The 19,094-nt window shown below is 72.2% G+C and carries 15 protein-coding genes; all 15 read left to right on the top strand.

Annotated elements, in window-relative coordinates:
* Nucleotides 1–580: 580 nt before the first annotated feature.
* The 15 genes from AB0O48_RS10145 to AB0O48_RS10075 all read left to right on the top strand — a co-directional run bounded on the left by AB0O48_RS10145 (nt 581) and on the right by AB0O48_RS10075 (nt 18,902).
* Nucleotides 581–1,276, top strand: coding sequence for a hypothetical protein (locus AB0O48_RS10145; RefSeq protein WP_357254932.1), 696 nt, complete (start codon nt 581–583; stop codon nt 1,274–1,276).
* A 148-nt stretch (nt 1,277–1,424) separates the two neighbouring features.
* Nucleotides 1,425–1,889, top strand: a complete 465-nt coding sequence (locus tag AB0O48_RS10140; protein ID WP_357254791.1) for a DUF948 domain-containing protein — start codon at nt 1,425–1,427, stop codon at nt 1,887–1,889.
* Nucleotides 1,890–1,919: 30 nt separating this feature from the next.
* Nucleotides 1,920–2,225, top strand: a complete 306-nt coding sequence (locus AB0O48_RS10135; RefSeq protein ID WP_357254795.1) for a hypothetical protein — start codon at nt 1,920–1,922, stop codon at nt 2,223–2,225.
* Nucleotides 2,222–4,900 (top strand): alanine--tRNA ligase, encoded by a 2,679-nt coding sequence (gene alaS / locus AB0O48_RS10130; protein WP_357254796.1) that lies wholly within the window; start codon nt 2,222–2,224, stop codon nt 4,898–4,900. Before AB0O48_RS10135 ends, alaS begins: the two co-directional genes overlap by 4 nt.
* 72 nt (nt 4,901–4,972) lie before the next feature.
* The gene (ruvX, locus tag AB0O48_RS10125) at nt 4,973–5,431 is read left to right on the top strand and encodes a Holliday junction resolvase RuvX (RefSeq protein ID WP_112677948.1); all 459 of its coding nucleotides are present in this window, start codon (nt 4,973–4,975) and stop codon (nt 5,429–5,431) included.
* Nucleotides 5,431–6,633, top strand: a complete 1,203-nt coding sequence (mltG, locus tag AB0O48_RS10120) for an endolytic transglycosylase MltG (RefSeq protein WP_357254798.1) — start codon at nt 5,431–5,433, stop codon at nt 6,631–6,633. Before ruvX ends, mltG begins: the two co-directional genes overlap by 1 nt.
* 79 nt (nt 6,634–6,712) lie before the next feature.
* A complete protein-coding gene (locus AB0O48_RS10115) occupies nt 6,713–7,525 on the top strand; it encodes a shikimate dehydrogenase (protein ID WP_357254934.1) in 813 nt (270 codons plus the stop codon).
* A 101-nt stretch (nt 7,526–7,626) separates the two neighbouring features.
* Nucleotides 7,627–9,339 (top strand): glycosyl hydrolase, encoded by a 1,713-nt coding sequence (locus tag AB0O48_RS10110; RefSeq protein WP_357254800.1) that lies wholly within the window; start codon nt 7,627–7,629, stop codon nt 9,337–9,339.
* Nucleotides 9,340–9,563: 224 nt separating this feature from the next.
* Nucleotides 9,564–11,501, top strand: coding sequence for a hypothetical protein (locus AB0O48_RS10105; protein WP_357569848.1), 1,938 nt, complete (start codon nt 9,564–9,566; stop codon nt 11,499–11,501).
* A gap of 129 nt (nt 11,502–11,630) precedes the next feature.
* The gene (locus tag AB0O48_RS10100) at nt 11,631–12,146 is read left to right on the top strand and encodes an acyltransferase (protein ID WP_357254803.1); all 516 of its coding nucleotides are present in this window, start codon (nt 11,631–11,633) and stop codon (nt 12,144–12,146) included.
* Complete coding sequence (locus AB0O48_RS10095) at nt 12,139–13,734, top strand: lipopolysaccharide biosynthesis protein (RefSeq protein WP_365064540.1); 1,596 nt, start codon at nt 12,139–12,141, stop codon at nt 13,732–13,734. The genes AB0O48_RS10100 and AB0O48_RS10095 overlap by 8 nt, the downstream gene beginning before the upstream one ends.
* 68 nt (nt 13,735–13,802) lie before the next feature.
* The gene (locus tag AB0O48_RS10090) at nt 13,803–15,107 is read left to right on the top strand and encodes an O-antigen ligase family protein (protein ID WP_365065131.1); all 1,305 of its coding nucleotides are present in this window, start codon (nt 13,803–13,805) and stop codon (nt 15,105–15,107) included.
* Between the two features lie 74 nt (nt 15,108–15,181).
* On the top strand, nt 15,182–16,732 hold the full coding sequence (locus tag AB0O48_RS10085; RefSeq protein ID WP_357254937.1) for a polysaccharide biosynthesis C-terminal domain-containing protein: 1,551 nt from the start codon (nt 15,182–15,184) through the stop codon (nt 16,730–16,732).
* An 8-nt stretch (nt 16,733–16,740) separates the two neighbouring features.
* Nucleotides 16,741–17,643, top strand: coding sequence for a sulfotransferase domain-containing protein (locus AB0O48_RS10080; RefSeq protein ID WP_357254807.1), 903 nt, complete (start codon nt 16,741–16,743; stop codon nt 17,641–17,643).
* A complete protein-coding gene (locus AB0O48_RS10075; RefSeq protein WP_365064538.1) occupies nt 17,640–18,902 on the top strand; it encodes a hypothetical protein in 1,263 nt (420 codons plus the stop codon). Before AB0O48_RS10080 ends, AB0O48_RS10075 begins: the two co-directional genes overlap by 4 nt.
* Nucleotides 18,903–19,094: the final 192 nt, after the last annotated feature.

The following is a 19,094-nucleotide window of genomic DNA, read 5'->3' as shown; positions in this document are numbered from 1 at the left end:
CGCCGCACCCGCGCCCGCGCGCGGCGCCGCCCGCTCCACCCCGCCCGGCCGGGCGCGACCCGTCCCGGGTGGCGCACCGGTCCCGGGCGCCGGGCGCCGGGACGCCGACCCCGCGCCCCGCCCCGCCCCGGGCGCCGAGTCGGCACCCCGGGACGTCGTCCGTCCGGACGGTCCAGCTCGGGCCGCCGTGCCACCGGGTGGGGACGGCCCGGTTCGGGCCGCCGCCGCACCGGGCGTGGACGGTCCGCCGCGTACGCGGCCGGATGGCCCGGCTCGTGCCGCCGTCCGCCCGCCCGGCGGTGCGCGACCGCCCCTCGCCGACGATCGGGCGCACGGTGAGCCGGGTGCCGGTCCCGGGTCCCCGACGCGTGGTGGCGCCCCGGCCGGCCGACCCGTACCCGCCGACCGTGCCGCGGGACGTGCGTTGCCGCCGCACCGGGAGCCCGGCCGCCCCGACCCGAGCGGCGTCGCCCCGGTGCCACCCCCCGGTCGCCCCGGTGAGCCGGTCGGGGTGGCCCGTGCCGCCGCCGCGGTGCCGGTCCCGGCCGGCCCGGTGGATCGGCCGGCAGGTGAGCCCGCGCTGCGCTCGGCCGGCCAGGACACGCCCGACGACGATGCCGCGCCGGGTGCCCGATCCGAGTTGCGCCGGCAGTTGCGGGAACGCCGTCGCCTCCGCGCGGCGGTGCTGGTGCTGGTCAGCGTCGTGCTGCTCGGTGCGGTGCCGCTCTTCTTCGGCATTCGGACGCTGAGCCGTGACCCGGTCTTCGACAACCTTGATCAGCTCAACGTGCCCGGCTGGGCCGCCGCCAAGACCGTCGACGACGTCAGCGGCAGCCGCTGGTGCCTGCTCGACTGCCGGCTGCGGGAGCGCACCGTCACCTCGGACAAGTCGCCAGAGGACACGGCGAAGGTCTACGAGGACGCGCTGCGCCAGGACGGCTGGCAGCCGTGGAAGGTGAGCCGCTGCCCGGAGCAGAAGACGAAGGGCAGCTACACCTGCTGGCGTCGCGACGAGTTGACGCTCGACCTGTGGGTACGCGAGCCGACCTGCGTGCCGCCGCCGGTCGACGGTGAGCCGGCGGTCGTGCCGTCCGGCGACCCGTCGGCCGCTGCGACGGAGTGCACCGGTTCGTTGGTGTCGGTGAAGGTACGCAACGCGATCGACGACGAGCGGACCAGGCCGCAGCCGACCACCGACCCGTCACTGACCGGGGAGGACCCGTTCCCGACGGTCAGCGGGGATCCACTGGGTGAGCTGACACCCTCACCGTCGTGAGGCGGTCTCCATCACGGACGGTAGGGTCTGGGGCTGGCGGGCACGCCCGCTGTCGGTGACCGCTGACGGCGTGGCGGCCGCCACGGTGCCACGGTTGTGCGTTCCGGGGACGTCGGGTCCTGCGGAACTCTGCTTGAGGAGGACAGGCGTGGGCGACATTTTGGCGATCGCGGCGCTGATCGCGGCGAGCGCGTTCGCGGTGCTGGTGCTCATCCTGACGTTGCCCATCCTGCGGCTGCGGCACACGGTGGACGCCACCACCCGGATGATCAACGATCTCAACGATCGGACCGGACCGCTGCTCGGTGACGTGAACACCACGGTGAAGAACGTCAACACCGCCCTGGAGCAGGTGCAGACCTCGCTCGACGGCGTGAATCTCCAGCTGGCGAAGGTCGACACCATGACCAGCCACGCGCAGAACGTCACCGCCAACGTCGCCAACCTGGCCACCGTCGTCTCTGCCGCGGCCGCGAACCCGCTGGTCAAGGTGGCCGCGTTCGGCTACGGCGTGCGCAAGGCCGCCGCCGGCCGCCGGCACGCCGAGACCGAGCGCGAGGTACGCGACACCATCAAGCAGCAGCGACGGGCCGCGCGACGCGGCAACAGCTGACCGGACCGGCGCACCAGGAGGTAGCGGGACATGAGGCGCTTGTTCTGGCTCGGCATCGGCGTGGCCGTCGGGGTGATCGTGGTCCGCAAGGCGACCCGGACCGCGCAGGCGTACACGCCGGCGGGCATCGCCAGCTCACTGACGGAATCCGCTGGCGGGCTCGTCGAGTCGCTGCGTAGTTTCGTGGAGGACGTCCGGGTCGGGATGGCCGAACGCGAGCAGGAGATCCACCACGCGTTCGCCTCGGGCGAGGCGTTCGACGACAAGTTCGCCGACCTGCGGGAAGACCCGCGGATCGGCGATCGGGAAATCTTTCCGGAGGAACACCAGCGATGAAGACGGCGGAGATCAAGCGGCGGTACCTCGCGCACTTCGAGGCGAATGGCCACACCGTGGTGCCGTCCGCTCCGCTGCCCGCCATCAGCGACCCGAACCTGCTGTTCGTCAACGCCGGCATGGTGCAGTTCGTCCCGTACTTCCTGGGTCAGCAGACGCCCGCGTACCAGCGGGCGGTCAGCGTGCAGAAGTGCATCCGTACCCCGGACATCGACGAGGTCGGCAAGACCAGCCGGCACGGCACGTTCTTCCAGATGAACGGCAACTTCTCCTTCGGTGACTACTTCAAGGCCGGCGCGATCCCGCTGGCCTGGGAGTTGTCCACGAAGCCGATCGCCGAGGGTGGTTACGGGCTGGATCCGGAGCGGATCTGGCCGACGATCTACCTCGACGACGACGAGGCGTACGAGATCTGGCGGTCGGTGGGGGTGCCCGCCGACCGGATCGTCCGCCGGGGCAAGGCGGACAACTTCTGGTCGATGGGCATTCCCGGGCCGTGTGGTCCGTCGTCGGAGCTGTTCTACGACCGGGGCCCGGAGTACGGCCGTGAGGGCGGCCCGGCGGTCGACGAGGACCGGTACATGGAGTACTGGAACCTCGTCTTCATGCAGTTCGAGCGGGGGCCGGGCACCACCAAGGAGGACTACCCGATCCTGGGTGACCTGCCGGCGAAGAACATCGACACCGGCATGGGCCTGGAGCGGATGGCCTCGATCCTGCAGGGTGTGGACAACCTGTACGAGATCGACGAGGTCCGGCCGATCCTGGCGCGGGCGGCGGAGCTGACCGGTAAGCGCTACGGCGCGCACTCCGGGCACGTGGCCAGCGAGTCGCACCCGGACGACGTCCGGCTGCGGGTGATCGCGGATCACGTGCGCACGGCGCTGATGCTGATCGGCGACGGCGTGACCCCGAGCAACGAGGGTCGCGGCTACGTGCTGCGCCGGATCATGCGCCGGGCGATCCGGTCGATCCGGCTGCTCGGGTGGCAGGATCGGGCGCTGCCCGAGTTGCTGCCGGTGGCGCGGGACTGCATGTCCCCGTCGTACCCGGAGCTGGCGACCGACTTCGACCGGATCGCGGACTACGCGTACGCGGAGGAGGAGGCGTTCCTGTCCACCCTGCGGGCCGGCACGACGATCCTGGACACCGCGATCGCCGAGACCCGCACGGCGGGCGGCTCGGCGCTGTCCGGCGCGAAGGCGTTCCAGCTGCACGACACGTACGGCTTCCCGATCGACCTGACCCTGGAGATCGCCGCGGAGCAGGGCCTCGCGGTGGACGACGAGGGCTTCCGCCGGCTGATGGCCGACCAGCGCACCCGGGCGAAGGCGGACGCGCAGGCCCGCAAGACCGGGCACACCGACCTGTCGGCGTACCGGTCGGTGCTGGACTCGGGTGGCCCGGTGACGTTCACGGGTTACAGCGAGGTGTCCCGGGAGTCCACGGTGCGCGCGCTGCTCGGCGTCGACGGGCCGCGGCAGGCGGCGACCGAGGGCGACACCATCGAGCTGGTGCTCGACACGACCCCGTTCTACGCCGAGGGCGGTGGTCAGCAGCCCGACCAGGGCATGATCACCGTCGGCGGCGGGCAGGTCGAGGTGCTCGACGTGCAGCAGCCGGTGCCCGGCCTGATCGTGCACCGGGCCCGGGTGATCCGGGGTGAGGTGCGCGCCGGTGAGGCGGGTTACGCCGAGATCGACACGACCCGGCGGCGGGCGATCTCCCGGTCGCACACCGCGACGCACCTGGTGCACCAGACCATGCGGAACTTCCTCGGTGAGTCGGCCACGCAGGCGGGGTCGCTGAACGCGCCCGGTCGGCTCCGGTTCGACTTCAACACGCCGACCGGGGTGTCGCCGACCGTCCTGCGGGACGTGGAGCAGCAGGTCAACGAGGTGCTCCTGGCCGACCTGGAGGTGCACGCCTTCATCACCTCGCTGGACGAGGCGCGGCGGATCGGCGCGATGGCGCTCTTCGGCGAGAAGTACGGCGAGGAGGTGCGGGTCGTCGAGGTGGGCGACTACGCCCGGGAGCTGTGCGGCGGCACGCACGTGGCCCGCTCGGCCCAACTCGGCCTCGTGAAGATCCTCTCCGAGTCGTCGATCGGGTCCGGTGTCCGCCGGGTCGAGGCGCTCGTCGGCATGGACGCCTTCGGCTTCCTGGCCAAGGAGCACCTGCTGGTCTCCCGCTTGGCCGAGCTGTACCGGGTGCCCAACGACCAGGTCGCTGACCGGGTGGAGCAGACCGTCACCCAGCTCCGGGACGCCGAGAAGGAGCTGGAGAAGCTGCGCGCGCAGTTGGTGCTGGGCGGGGCGTCGGCGCTCGCGGCGCAGGCCAAGGATGTGCGCGGGGTGGCGTACGTGGGCACCGAGGCGCCGGAGGGCGCGGCCGGCAACGACGTGCGGACCCTGGCCCAGGAGATCCGCGGCAAGATCGACCCGGCGCGGCCGGCGGTGGTCGCGGTGGCGGCCCGGTCAAACGGCAAGGCGTCCCTGGTGGTGGCGGTCAACGCGGCCGCGCGCAGCCGGGGTCTGGCCGCGTCGGAGCTGGTGAAGGCGGCGTTCTCCGGGCGCGGCGGTGGCAGCCCCGATCTGGCCCAGGGCGGCGGACTGCCGGCGGCCGAGGCGCCGAACCTGCTGCTCACCGTCGAGAAGGCGATCACCGAAGCGTGACAGCTCATTACTGTGAGTCAGGGCGGGCCATTCGGTCCGCCCTGGTTCGTACCCGGTCGGTGGTGACCGTCGGTGGCTGAGCTGACGCGCGGTGTGCGGATCGGGGTGGACGTCGGTCAGGTGCGGGTGGGCGTCTCCCGCTCGGATCCGGACGGGATCTTGGCAACGCCGCTGGTCACGCTCGCCCGTGATCTGACGGCGGCGCCGGACGCGGTGCCCAGCGATCTCGCCGAGTTGGCCGCGCTGGTGGCCGAGCACGAGGCTGTCGGCGTTGTCGTCGGCCTTCCGGTCAATCTCGCCGGCAAGCATGGTCCGGCGGCTGTCCACGTGAAGGCGTACGCTGACCGACTGGTCGATGTCATAGCGCCCGTCCCGGTAACGCTCACCGACGAGAGGATGTCGACGGTGGTCGCCTCTCGTAGGCTTGCCGAGCGTGGCGTCCGAGGTAAACGTCAACGTGCGGTTGTCGATCAGGCGGCCGCAGTGGAGATCCTGCAGAGCTGGCTGGACGCGCAGCGGAGGCGGACGTAATGATCGACGATCTGGACCTGGGGTTCGACGAGGCGGAGCGGGGGGAGAAGGGCCGACACCGGCGCAGCTTCCGCAACGGCAAGGGCAAGGGCGGGTCCGGCGGTGGCCGGGGCAAGACGTTCCTGGCTCTGCTGATGGCCCTGGTCCTGTTGGGCGCGATCGGTGGCGGCGCTTTCTACGGCTTCGACCGCATCCAGAGCTACTTCGTCACCCCCGACTACGACGGCGCCGGGTCCGGTGAGGTCACCGTCGACATCAAGAACGGCGCGCTGATTGCCGACATGGCCGACGCCCTCGTCGCGGCCGACGTGGTGAAGAGCCAGAAGGCGTTCATCGAGGCGGCCGAGGCCAACTCGCGCAGCAAGAACATCCAGCCGGGCACGTACAAGCTGCGCAAGCAGATGAGCGGCACGAGCGCCGTCACCGCGATGCTCGACCTGAAGAACAAGATCGTCAACGGGTTGACGATCCCCGAGGGTCGCACCAGCTTCAACATCTACAAGCTGCTCTCCGAGAAGACCAAGATCCCGGTGAAGGACTTCCAGACCGCCGCGAAGGACCCGGAGGCGCTCGGCGTTCCGGACTGGTGGTTCACGCGCAGCGACGGCAAGAAGGTCGGCAAGTCCGTCGAGGGCTTCCTCTACCCGGACACGTACGAGATCCCGCCCAAGTCCACCGCGCAGAGCATCCTGAAGCTGATGGTGAATCGCTTCCTCTCGGTGACCGGTGAGATGAAGTTCGCCGACACGGTGCAGAAGGAGCGGGGCGGCGTCAGCCCGTACGAGGCGTTGATCGTGGCGTCGCTGGCCCAGGCCGAGGCGGGCAACGCCGACGACCTCGGCAAGGTCGCCCGGGTGGCCTACAACCGGGTGTACGGCGAGTTCTTCTGCAACTGCCTGGAGATGGACGTCACGGTCAACTACTACCTGGAGTCGATCGGCAAGCCGACCAAGTCGTCCAAGCAGATGACGGCGGCCGAGATGGACGACCAGAAAAACCCGTACAACCGCAAGCTGCGCGGCCTGATCCCGACCCCGATCAACAGCCCCGGCAAGCAGGCCCTGGAAGGGGCGATGGACCCGCCGACGGGCAAGTGGCTCTACTTCGTGGCCATCGACAAGCAGGGCCACTCCGAGTTCGCCGAGACGTACGAGCAGCACCAGCGCAACGAGGCCAAGGCCCGGGAAGCCGGCATCATCTGACGGCATCCCATCCGGCACACTCGGGAGGACAGGGCAGTGACGACAACCGGCGGTGGTCGTGTCGACCCGTAGGGCCGCCGTGCTCGGCAAGCCGATCGCGCACTCCCTCTCCCCGGTGATCCACAACGCCGGTTACGCCGCGGCCGGGCTGACCGGGTGGTCGTACACCCGGATCGAGTGCGCGGCCGCGGAGCTGCCGGACCTGGTCGCCGGCCTGGGGCCGGAGTGGGCGGGCCTGTCGGTGACCATGCCGGGCAAGGAGGCGGCGCTCGCCGTGGCCGACGCCGCGTCGCCGGTCGCCGTCGCCGTCGGCGCGGCCAACACGCTGGTACGCCGCCCCGACGGCTCCTGGTACGCGGACAACACCGACGTCGCCGGCATGGTGCGGGTGCTCACCGACGCCGGGGTGGGCGCCGGTGCCGCCGTGACGGTGCTCGGCGCCGGTGGCACGGCCCGTGCCGCGCTGGCCGCCGCCGCGCGGTTGGGCTGCTCCCCGGTCACGGTGGTGGCCCGGCGGGCGGCCGCGGTCGACGAGCTGCGGCCGGTGGCGGACGCGCTGGGTGTCGCGCTGATCCCCGCCGACTGGGCCGCCGCGCACCAGCATCTCGCTGCCGCTGACGTGGCTGTCTCCACCGTGCCGAAGGGAGTCGCCGACCCGTTGGCCGACGCGGTCACCTGGCGGCCGGGGGCGGTGTTCTTCGACGCGCTCTACGACCCGTGGCCCACGCCGCTGGCCGCCTCCGCCGTCGCGGCCGGCCGGCGGGTGGTGTCCGGTCTGGACCTTCTGCTGGCTCAGGCGGTCGGGCAGTTCGAGCAGTTCACCGGCGTGGCCGCACCGGTCACGGCGATGCGGGAAGCGGTACGACAGGCGACCAGAGGCGGCCTTCTTTAGCTGACGGTTAAGACGCGCTTACGGGAAACTGTCGTTCCCGCGATGCGTCCTGGTCATGGATACGCTGCTCACCGTTACGGACGCAGACACAGGGAGTTTCCTTGACCAGGCACGGACTGCACCGCATCACCCGGTTCCGCTCCGCACCCCGGCGCAAGGCGATCGCCATCGGCGTGGTCGGCGGATCGGTGGTGGCCGGCGTCGTGGCGACCATGATGCCGCTGTTGGCCAGCGACGACCTGTCGATCCGGGCGGTGGCCGACACCACCGCGACCGCGGTGTCGCAGGACGGCGACAACGCGACCAAGACGACGCTGGCGACCTGCGCGACGCGCTGCGACGGCAATCCGCGTGGTGGCCGCGAGGCGGTCGTCGAGTTCGCGGTGACCACCGTGCCGGCCGCCGCGGTCAACGTCCGGGCGACGCTGCGGATGCACGCCTGGCAGCAGTTCCCCGCCACGGTGACGGCGCACGCCTCACCGCTGAGCGCCCGTGAATCGCGGCCGCCGCTGGCGACGGCCGGTGCCGTGCTGGACAGCGTGTCAGGTGTGGCCAAGGGCTTCAACGAGTGGGACATCTCCAAGCTGGTCACCGGTAACGGCACCTGGACTGTCGCCCTGGCCCAGACGGGCCTGGAGAGCCGGGTCTACTGGGCGTCGGTCGAGAACCGCAACGCGGACCTGCGTCCCAGCCTGGTGATCAGCTACGACATCGGCACCCGGCCGTCGTCGGTGACGACCACCCGGCCCGCGCCGCCGCCGAGCGCGTCGCCGAGCGCCGCGCCGACCACCGCCGCGCCGAAGCCGTCGGCCACCATCGCGCCGAGCCGGACCGCGACGCCGAGCCCGAGCGGCACCCTCCCGGACGGCCGGTGTGGTTCCGTGTCGGACAAGCTCGTTCCGTCCTGCGGCGCCTGGTGGGGCATGTACTCGCCGGCCGGTGCATCCGGCGGCTGGGACCACGGTAAGGCCGTCACCGACGTGGAGTCGCAGGTCGGGCGCAAGTTCGACATCGTGCACCGCTACCACGACTTCTCCAACGCCGGCAGCAACGGCGCCTTCCCGGACGCGTACGAGACGCAGCAGATGCGCGAGGGCCGGTTGATGTTCTTCGCCTGGGAGTCCCGTGACTTCTCCGCCGGCACCACGATGAAGTGGTCGGAGATCTACAGTGGCCGGCAGGACGCCACGATCGACGCGGTCGCGGGCCGCATCCGCGCGGCTGGCGTACCGGTGTTCATGGGCTTCGACCACGAGCCGGAGGACGAGCCGAACAAGGGCAGCGACGCCGACTTCGTCCGTGCCTGGCGCTACGTCCACGAGCGGTTCGCCAAGGCCGGCGCGACGAACGCGGTCTGGGTCTGGACGATGATGGGCTGGTCCGGGCACCACTCCCGGTACGCCGGCCTGTACCCCGGCGACCGGTACGTCGACTGGGTCGGCTACGACCCGTACAACTTCCACGTCTGCAACGGCAGCACGGTGTGGAAGAGCCCGAGCACGACAGTGGGCGGCTTCTACGACTGGTTGGACGCCAACGGCATCGGCGCCGGCAAGCCCCGGATGCTCGCCGAGTTCGGCACCAACTTCAACTCCGCCGACCTGGGCGCCAAGCAGCGCTGGTTCCAGGACTTCCCGGCCGCGCTGAAAGCGCACCCGAAGATCAAGGCCGCCATCTACTTCAACTCGCCGGGCATGACCAGCCGCACGGCGACCTGCGACATGACGATGAACCACGACGCCGCGGCGGTGGCCGGTTTCGCGAAGGCCGGGCAGGATCCGTACCTGCGGCAGCCCACCGGAGGGAGCCGCTGACGACCGTCTTCGGCCACTGACAGGACGCCGCGCACCGGAGGTCGGACATCCGACCCTCCGGCGTTCTGTCGGCTAGCAGATTCATGCACCGCCCAATCGGCGGATTTCATTGACCAAGCTGGACGAGGCACGCTACCCCGGGTTCTCATCCACCTTGGAGGCGCAGCGTGCCTAGACTCTCGCACTTGTGGCGTTTCGCAGGACAACGTCGGAGCAGGGCGGGGATGGTCGCGTTGGCGATCGTCGCCGCGGTTCTCGGCGTACCCACCACCGTGTCGGCCGCGGTGGTGCCGGTCCCCGAGACGGCCACCCTGGTGTCGGCCAACCCCGCCGATGTGACGCCGCACGCCCGAGACGGTGAGACCCGCGCCTTCGCGCAGGTGGGCAACACGGTCTTCGTCGGCGGCAGCTTCACCCAACTGCGGCAGACCGCCGGCGCCGCGTGGGTCACCCAGCGCTACCTCTTCGCGTACGACCGACTCACCGGCACCATGTCCACCACCTTCCTGCCGGTGCTCGACGGCGCGGTCAACACGCTCGTCGCCGGTCCCGGCGGCACGCTGATCGTCGGCGGCTCCTTCAAGAACGTCAACGGGGTCTCCCGGAAGAACCTGGTCGCGCTCAACCCGGCCACCGGCGCGATCGTCGACAGCTGGGTCGGGCGCTCCGACGGCGGCACGGTCCGCGACCTGGCGCTGCACGGCAACTGGCTGTACGTGGCCGGCGCGTTCAACTGGCTCAACGGCACCGCGCACGTCGGTATCGGCCGGCTCAACGCGACCACCGGAGCGATCGACCCGAGCTTCGTCATCGACGCCACCGTGGGACGGCACGGCACCACGTCGTACGTCTGGACGCTCGACGTCGCACCGGATGGCAACACGCTCGTCGTCGGCGGCAACTTCACGCTCGTCAACGGCCTGGCGCGCAATCAGATCGCGCTCGTGGACGTCTCCGCGACGCCCGCGCTGCTCGACTGGAGCACCGAGAAGTACGTCTCGCCCTGCGCGTCGCCGGCGACCTTCGTGCACTACGTGCAGGACGTGAAGTTCGGCGAGGACGGCAGCTGGTTCGTCGTCGGCAGCAACGGTGGCGGTGGCTGGCCGACCGCGTACTGCGACGTCCTGGTCCGCTTCGAGACCGCAGCGCGGGGCAGCGGCCTGGTCGCCACCTGGGCCGACTTCACCGGCAACGACACCATCACCTCGGTCGAGGTGGCGGACAACGTGATCTATCTGGGCGGGCACTTCCGCTGGATGAACAACCCGAACGCCAGCGACAACGCCGGCCCGGGCGCGGTCGACCGGCTCGGTATCGCCGCCGTCACCCCGGCCACCGGGATGCCGGTGAACTGGAATCCACGTCGCAGTGGCAGCGCCTCGATGCCCGCGGGCACCAGCAGTTGGGGTTCGGCGGTGCCGGTGCTCTGGCGCGGCTCGGACGGGCTCTACTTCGGACACAACTCCGACGGGATGGGCGAGGAGTACCACGGCCGGCTCGGCATGTTCCCGCTCGCCGGCGGGCGTACCTTCGCCCCGATGAACCCGCCCTCGGCCACCACCGGCAACCTCTACCTGAACACCGCCCCGGGCACGCTGGCGAAGGTGCCGTTCGACGGCACCGCGCTGGGCGCCGCGACCACCGTCAGCCAGCCCGCCTACACGGCGGCCGGCGCGACGTGGCGGGTAGGCGACCGGATCTACTGGTCGCACACGGTGGCCGGCACGCCCACCGGCAGCCGGATCGACGTCTCGCTGTTCAACGGCGGCGCGATCGGCTCGTCGTGGGAGGCGTCCGGCTACAACGACTGGTACAACCCGGCGGTGCTGACCGGCGCCTTCTTCCTCGACGGCCGGCTCTACTACACCCGTACCGGGGCCAACAATCTCTACTACCGCTACTTCGAGATCGACGGCAACTATCTCGGTGCCACCGAGTTCGCCCTGCCGACGACCGGCGTGACCTGGTCCGGAGTGCGTGGCATGGCCTGGGTGGGCGGTCGGATCGTCTACGGTGGCACCGACGGCGCCCTGCGCAGTGTGCCGTTCGACCCGACGGCTGCGGCGAGCATGGCGGTCGATGGCACCACGGCGACCGTGATCAGCGCCGCAACGCCCGAGTTGTCCTGGTCCACCCCCTCGACGTTTTTCTCCGTGCAGTAATGGTCAACCGTTCGTAACGGAGCGTCGGTAGATTGTTCACGTTGGGTCGGTGGCGGGCACACCGCCACCGGCCCCGTGACGTGGGGAGGCTCGTTGCTCGGCGCCGCTGGCATCCGTACGAGACGCGCGGTGCGTCTGCTCTTCGCGGTCAAACGCGTGTGGTACCAGCTCCGCTACCGGCGGTTGACGCTCGGCCGGGACGTGGAGATCCGGGGCCGGGTCCGGCTGCGCCGAGGTGTGCGGGTGACAATCGGGGACCGCACCCGGATCAACAAGCTGGTCCGCTTCGCGGGTCCCGGTGAGGTGCGCGTCGGCGCCGACTGTCTGCTCAACGCCACCTGGATCGGCACCTGGACATCGGTCACCGTGGGAGACCGGTGCCTCCTGTCGGACTGCGAGTTGCTCGACAACGACTTCCACAACCTGCCGCCCGCGCAACGGCACGCCCCGCCCGGCCCGGCCACCCGCGCCCCGATCGTCCTCGAGGACAACGTGTGGGTCGGCGCGCACGCCCTGGTGATGAAGGGCGTCCGGGTGGGCCGGGACAGCGTCGTGGGCGCGGCGACGGTGGTCCGCACGGACGTCCCTCCTGGCGTCGTGGTCGTCGGCAATCCTCAACAGACGGTGAAGAAGTTCCATGACTGATGCGACTTCCGGCTCCTGGACCACGGACGGCCCGTCCGCCGCGACCCCCGGCGCGGTGACGCTGACCGACCTGCTGCGGGTGCCGATGCACCGGTTGCGGCTGGTCGGCGCGGCGGCCCTGGTCGGTCTGCTCGCCGCGCTCGGCTACGTGCTGCTGGTGCCGGCGGCGCTGACCGCGAACGCGGTGGTGGCGGTCCGGCCGGTGGTGACCGACGCGTTCACCCCCAGCGGCGCGGGTGCCGACCGGGCGGTCAACATGAACGTGGAGAGCGGCATCGCCACCGGCACCGAGGTGGTGCAGCGGCTCGCCGACGCGGCCGGCGGACACCCGCGCGACATCCGCGGCGCGCTCGAGGTCGAGGTGCCCACCGGTGGGCAGATCCTGCGCTTCAGCTACCAGGCGGGCGAGGCGCAGCGGGCGGTGCAGGGCGCCAACCTGGCCGCCCAGACCTACCTGGACGTGCGACGCACCATGTACGAGCAGCAGCGCGCCGAGATGCTGCGCTCCTACGACGTCAGCATCACCAAGGTCGCCGCCCAGCAGGCCGCGCTGCAGAAGCGGGCCAGTGCCACGAAAGATCCCGCCGCCGGCAACGCGGTGGTCGCCGAGTTGGCCGGGATCAACAACCAGCTCACCCAGCTCAACTCCGCGCGTACCGAGATCGCCGCGGTCGACGTCAACCCCGGCTGGGTGACCCAGACCGCCGAGAAGTCGCTTGTCGCCTCCGCCGGGCACCGGCCGCTCTACCTGGTCGCCGGCCTGCTCGGTGGGGCGCTCATCGGCATCGTGCTCGCGTACGCCTGGGAGTCGGCCGACCGGCGGGTCCGCTCGGTCGCCGACGGCCGGGACGCCACCGGCCTGCCGCTGCTCGGCACCGTGCGGCGGCCGGCGTTCCGGGGCAGCCCCCGAGCGGTCGACGCCGACGTCCGGTACGTGGCGATGGCGGTCGCCGAGCGGGTCCGTCCACCCGCCCGGGTGGCGCTGGTCAGCGCCCGGGAGGACGCCTCCGCGCTCACCGCCGGGCTCGCGGTGGCGCTCGCCGCCGACGGCCGCGACGTCTTCGTCGCCGACGACAGCGGGCGCACCGAACTGCTGCGCGCCACGGTGCTCGCCGACCGGGGACGGCTGCCCATCGACCCGTCCCGGCCGCTGGTGCCGAAGCCCCGCCCGGCCGGCAGCCCTCCGCCCGCCGGCGCCGGTGAGGCCGCGACCCCCCGCCGACCCTCCCCGCATCCGACCGGCGCCCGCCCGTCCACCGACGCGGACGCCACGCTGACGCTGCCCCGGGTGTCGTCCGCCCGCCCGGAGAACGGTCGGGTCGTCGACCCGGACGAGGTGAGCGTCGGTGTGGGCAGCGTCCGGTTCGGCACCTGGCGACAGGGCGCCGACCACGGCCTGGTGCTGTTCAACGCCCCGCCCGCGGAGTCCGACGAGCGCGGCGTCGCCGTCGCCCGGCAGGGCAGCGCCGTGGTGGTCGTGGAGCGGGACCGCACCCGGCAGAGCGACCTGCGACGCCTGGTGGAACGGCTGCGCGCCGCCGGGGTCACCCCGCTGGGCTTCGTGCTCACCCGTAACGGCCGGGCCTGAGCGTGTCGGTCACCCGCGCCCCGGCGACCGATCCGCCGCCCGGAGGCGCTACCGCCGCCGTCGCGCCGGTGCCGCCGCCGTCGCTGCCGCCCCGGCTGCCGCTCTGGCCGCTGTCGCTGATGTTCGGCCTGGTGCCGCTCTGGTGGCTGTTCGGTGCGTTCTACCTCGGCTGGCCGCTGCTGGGTGGGTTGCTGTTCGCGTTGCTGCTCACCCGGGGTCGGGTGCCACTGCCGCCGGCGGCCGGGATCTGGTTGCTGTTCCTCGCCATCGTGGTGGTCAGCGCCACCCAGCTGCCGTCGCCCGCCTCGCTGCTGACGTTCGCCCTGCGCCTGGCGTTCTACCTGACCGCGCTCGTGGTCGGTGTCTACGTCTACGTCGCCGCCCGGGAACGCGCGAGCCTGGTGGCGGTGCTCAGCCCGCTCTGCGCGTTCTGGTTCGCGCTGGTGGCGCTCGGCTGGCTCGGGGTGCTGGTGCCCCGGCTGGCCATGGCCACCCCGATGGAGGTGCTGCTGCCCGGCGGGGTGGCCGGCACCCCCTTCATCCAGGACATGGTGCACCTGACCACCGCGGAATACAGCACCCGGTCGCTCAACCCGATCTACCGGCCGGCCGCCCCGTTCGCGTACACGAACAACTACGGCAGCGCGTACGCCATGACGTTGCCCTGCGTGGTGGCCTTCACGATGCTGCGTCGGCGGGGTGTCCTGCGCTGGGCGCTCCTCGCGTCGTTGCCGCTGTCGCTCGCTCCGGCGTTCCTCACCCTCAACCGGGCGATGTTCCTCAGCCTCGGCGCCGGGCTCGCGGTGCTCGGGGTGCGGGCCAGCCTCCGCGGCAACATCCGGGTGGCCGCGTCCATCGTGGGCGTGGTGGTGATCGGCGGGTTGGCCACACTGTTCATTCCGATCACCGAGTTGATCAACAACCGGGTCGAATCCAGCGACACCAACACCGACCGGCTCTCGCTCTACACCGAGGTGATCCGCCGGGTGCAGGAGTCACCGTGGTTGGGCTACGGCGCGCCGGTGAACGTCGACACCGTGTCGGCGGACGCGCCGATCGGCACCCAGGGGCAGCTCTGGATGGTGCTGTTCAGTCACGGCGTACCCGCGCTCGTCTGTTTCCTCGCCTGGTTCGTCGCCGCCGCGGTGATCTGCGCGCGGGCGACGTCGGCGGCCGGGCAGTGGCTGTCGGTGGTGCCGGTGGTCTGCCTGGTGCAGGTCCCGTTCTACGGCATGGCGAACCAGAATCTGGCTGTCGCGTTCTTCGCGGTGGGCTTCGCGATGGCGCTCACCGAACGGGAGCGGTGGACCGGGTCGCCCCGGGCGCCCGGGTGGTCGCCGCCCGCCGCGCCGGCCGCGGTGGTGCCGGCGTGACCGCCGCGACCCGACCGCCGACCGGCCCGGAGCACCCGACGCCGGCGCCCGCCGGTGCCCACCACCCGGCCGTCATCGCCGACGCGGGCTCGACCGAGACCCGACGCAGCGCGCGCAGCGGCGTGGCCGGGCTGCTCGGCGCGGCCACCAGCGGCCTGTTCGGTTTCGTGCTGGCCGTGGTGATCACCCGGTCGTACGGCACGGCCGGCGCGGGCGCGTTCTTCGCGGCGATCGGGGTGGTCACCGTGGCCACCGCGATCTGCACGCTCGGCGCGGAGACCGGCCTGATGTGGTCGCTGCCCCGGCGCAGCGTCGGCGTGCGCGGCGACGCGGCCCGGGTGCTTCCGGTGGCGCTGATCCCGCCGCTGCTGGCCGGGCTCCTGGTCGCCGGCGTCGGTGTGCTGGCCGCCGACGCGCTCGCGCCCCGGCTGCTGCGTGGCTCCGGTACGAGCGGCCACGCGCTGCTCACCATCACGTTCGCCGCGGTGCCGGTGGTGGTCGCCATGACCCTCCTGCTGGCCGCGTTGCGCTGCGTGCGGTCCATCCGGGCGTACGTCGGGGTGCAGTTCCTGCTGTTGCCGGTCGCCCGGCCGCTGCTGGTCGGTGCCGCCGCGCTGGCCGGCGGTGGCCTGGTCGCCGGCATGACCGGCTGGTTGGTGCCGGCGGCGGTGGCGCTGCTGGTGTGCCTCACCCTCGTGGCCGGCCCGCTCGGGCTGGGCCGGGGCGCGGCGCTGCGACCGACAGGCGGCGACTGGTCGACGTTCTGGCGTTTCGCGCTGCCCCGGGCCGCGTCGGCGGCCATCGACGCGGGCAGCATGTGGGTGGGTGTGCTGCTCACCTCCGTGCTGGCCGGGCCGACGGACGCCGGCGTGTTCGGCGCGGTCGGCCGGTACGTCCTGGCCGGCCAGCTCGCCATGCAGGGGTTGCGGGTGGCGGTGTCACCGCAGTTGTCCCGGCTGCTCGGGCGCGGCGAGCGGGCCGCGGCGGCGGCCGTGCACCGGCAGTTGACCATCTGGGGGTTGGTGCTGTCCTGGCCGGTGTACCTGCTGCTGGCGGTCTTCGCGTTGGCCTTCCTGCAGTTGTTCGGGCCGGAGTTCACCGCCGGTGTGCCGGCGATGACCGTGCTCGCGCTGGCGATGCTCGTCAACACCGGGGTGGGCAACGTGCAGAGCCTGCTGCTGATGGGTGGGCGCAGCGGGCTGCATCTGGTGGCCACCCTGGCCGGGTTGACCGTGACCGTCTCGCTGGGCCTCTGGCTGATTCCCCGGCACGGCGCCACGGGAGCGGCGGTGGCCTGGGCCGCGGGCATCGCCACCGAGAACCTCACCGCCGCCGGGTTCGCCCGGTCGGTGGTCCGGGAGCCGCTGTTCGACGGCGCGACGGTGCGTGCCGCGGCGGCCACGGTCGCCGCGGTGGGCCTGGCGGCCGGCGCCGGTGTGCTGGCGGGCGGGCGCGGCCTGCCCGGCCTGGCGGTGGCACTGGGTGTGCTGCTCGCCGGCTGCGTCGGCATGTTGACGTTGCCCCGGGTGCGCGCCGGTGTCCGGGAGACCATGAGGCAGGTCCGTGGACGGGAGACCGCGGCCACGGCCGCCGACCCCGGCACGGCATCGACGAGAGGCAGGTGAGGTCCGTCGTGGCGTCCATCCGTGACCGGGTCAAGCAGTTGGTCCCGACCCAGGTGACCGTCCGGGTGAAGGAGTCCCTGGTGGACTACGGGGTCCGCACGAGTGACCGGCGGCCCCTGCCGGACTTCCTGATCATCGGCACGAAACGGGGTGGCACCACCTCCCTGTGGAACTACCTCATCCAGCACCCGCTGGTGCCCCGCCTCTTCCCGGCGTGGAACACCAAGTCGGCGCACTACTTCGAGGAGCACTGGGGGCGCGGCGAGGCGTGGTACCGCTCGCACTTCCCGACCCAGCGCCACCGCGACGCCCTGTCGAAGCGGCACGGCGGGCCGGTCCGGGTCGGCGAGGCCGCGCCGCTGTACATGTTCCACCCACTCGCCGCGCAGCGCGTCGCCGCGCTGCTGCCGGGCGTGAAACTGATCGTGCTCCTGCGGGACCCGGTGGAGCGGGCGTACTCGCACTGGAAGGAGCGCCGCACGCACGGCATCGAGCCGTTGGACTTCGCCGCCGCGCTGGCCGCCGAGTCGGAGCGGACGGCGGGGGAGCGGGAGCGGCTGATCGCCGAGCCGGAGTCGTTCAGCGAGGCGTACGACTGGTACACGTACCGGGCGCGGGGGCGCTACCTGGAGCACCTGGAGCCGTGGTTGGAGCGTTTCGACAGGCAGCAGATCCTCTTCCTGCCCAGCGAGGACCTCTACCGTGACTCCCGGGCGACCTACCGGCGCACCCTCGACTTCCTCGGCCTGCCGGCGCACGACCTGCCGCACTTCAAGGTCTTCAACGACCGGCGCTCGGCGCCGCTGGAGCCCGCGGTACGCGCCGAGCTGACCGACTACTACCGCCCGCACAACGACGCGCTGCGCCAGCGGCTCGGGCTGGACCTCGACTGGGCGGACCGGCCGGCGTGACGACACGGGTGGGCCCGGCCACGGACCCGCGCTCCCGGGTGGACGGTCTGGGCTGGGTGAGCCGCGCGGTCTTCCCGGACGAGCGGGTCAACCTGACCGTGGGCGGCGCCGCACCGGCGGGTCACCGGGCGGTGGCCCGGTACGCGGTGGTGCCGTCGGTCGCCCGGGCCCGGTTCCTGGTGCCGCTGGGCGCGCCTGCGGCCGGGGCGGCGTCACTGCTGGCGTACAACGCCCTGCGACCACCGAAGGTGCGCGCGGTGCGGGCGGTGCTCGGCGGACTGGCCCGGTTCGGTGCGGTGGGGCTCGCGCCCTTCCCGACGTTGACCGTCTCGGTGCCCGCCGGGGCGGTGGCCGCGGATCTGCTGCTGACCGAGCGACTCGCGGCCGAGCTGGGCGGCACGCCGCTGCTGGCCGCGTGCGGGGTCCGACCACCCGACCCGAACGTCAAGCCCACCCTGCAACTCTTCAGCGCCGACGGTCGTCCGCGCGGCTACGCGAAGATCGGCTGGAACGACGCGACCCGCGCGCTGGTCACCGCCGAGGCGGCGGCGCTGCGGGCGTTGGCCGCGGTGGCCGGCGTCGCCGATCACCCGACGCCGCCGAGACTGCTCACCGAGACGACGTGGGCGGGCCAGGTGGTCGCGGTGATCGAGCCGCTGCCACCGGCGGTACGCGGTGTGCCGGTCGACGACCCGCCGCGGATCGCGGCGCTGCTCGCGGTCGCCCGACGTGGCGGCCCGCCGGGTGCACCCCGGGCGCTGGCCGGGTCGACCTTCCTGACCCGCCTGGCCGGACAGGCCGACCGGGCCGCCGCGGCCGAGGAGTCCGGTGCGCGGGCGGTCGTCGCGGTCGCCGCGCTGGCTGGTCGGCACGGCGACACAGGCGTCGAGTTCGGTCACTGGCACGGCGACTGGGTGCCGTGGAACCTGGGCCGGCACGACGGCCGGTTGGTCGCCTGGGACTGGGAGCACAGCGGCGCGGACGTGCCCCTCGGGTTCGACCTGGCGCACGACGCGTTCCAGCGGGCACTGGTGCTGCGGGGCGAGTCGGCCGCTGTCGCGGCGTCGGCCGTCGACGCGAACCTGGACCGGTACGGCGAGCGACTCGGTCTCGGCGCGGCACAGCGCCGGCTGGTCGCCGACGCGTACCTGGTGGAGATGTGGTTGCGGACCTGGCGGCTGGCCGACGCGGGCGCGGGCTGGAACACCGCGCTGCATCCCGCACTTCTGGACGTCATCGAGAAAAGACATAGCGGCTGATCCGGAGGAATCGTGGCGTCGAGGCGCGCCGCAGAGTGACGACATAATGGCAGGTGGTGATAACGATCGATGGACCTCGGGCGTTCGACGCGCCCGGGTGCCCGATGTGGAGATCGACGTCTCGACCGGTCGCGCTATTCAACGACCGGAAAACGTGTGATCTGCTTCTGCGTGGCGTGAACTGGAATTCCA

The organism is Micromonospora sp. NPDC085948 (genome assembly GCF_040686315.1).
GTDB lineage: Bacteria > Actinomycetota > Actinomycetes > Mycobacteriales > Micromonosporaceae > Micromonospora.
This window is presented reverse-complemented; position numbering and strand designations above follow the sequence as displayed.

Bases quoted from the DNA above. Each gene is read 5' to 3' on its own strand.
- AB0O48_RS10135 (WP_357254795.1), top strand. From the start codon at position 1,920: ATGAGGCGCTTGTTCTGGCTCGGCATCGGCGTGGCCGTCGGGGTGATC.
- alaS (WP_357254796.1), top strand. From the start codon at position 2,222: ATGAAGACGGCGGAGATCAAGCGGCGGTACCTCGCGCACTTCGAGGCG.
- mltG (WP_357254798.1), top strand. From the start codon at position 5,431: ATGATCGACGATCTGGACCTGGGGTTCGACGAGGCGGAGCGGGGGGAG.
- AB0O48_RS10105 (WP_357569848.1), top strand. From the start codon at position 9,564: ATGGTCGCGTTGGCGATCGTCGCCGCGGTTCTCGGCGTACCCACCACC.
- AB0O48_RS10095 (WP_365064540.1), top strand. From the start codon at position 12,139: ATGACTGATGCGACTTCCGGCTCCTGGACCACGGACGGCCCGTCCGCC.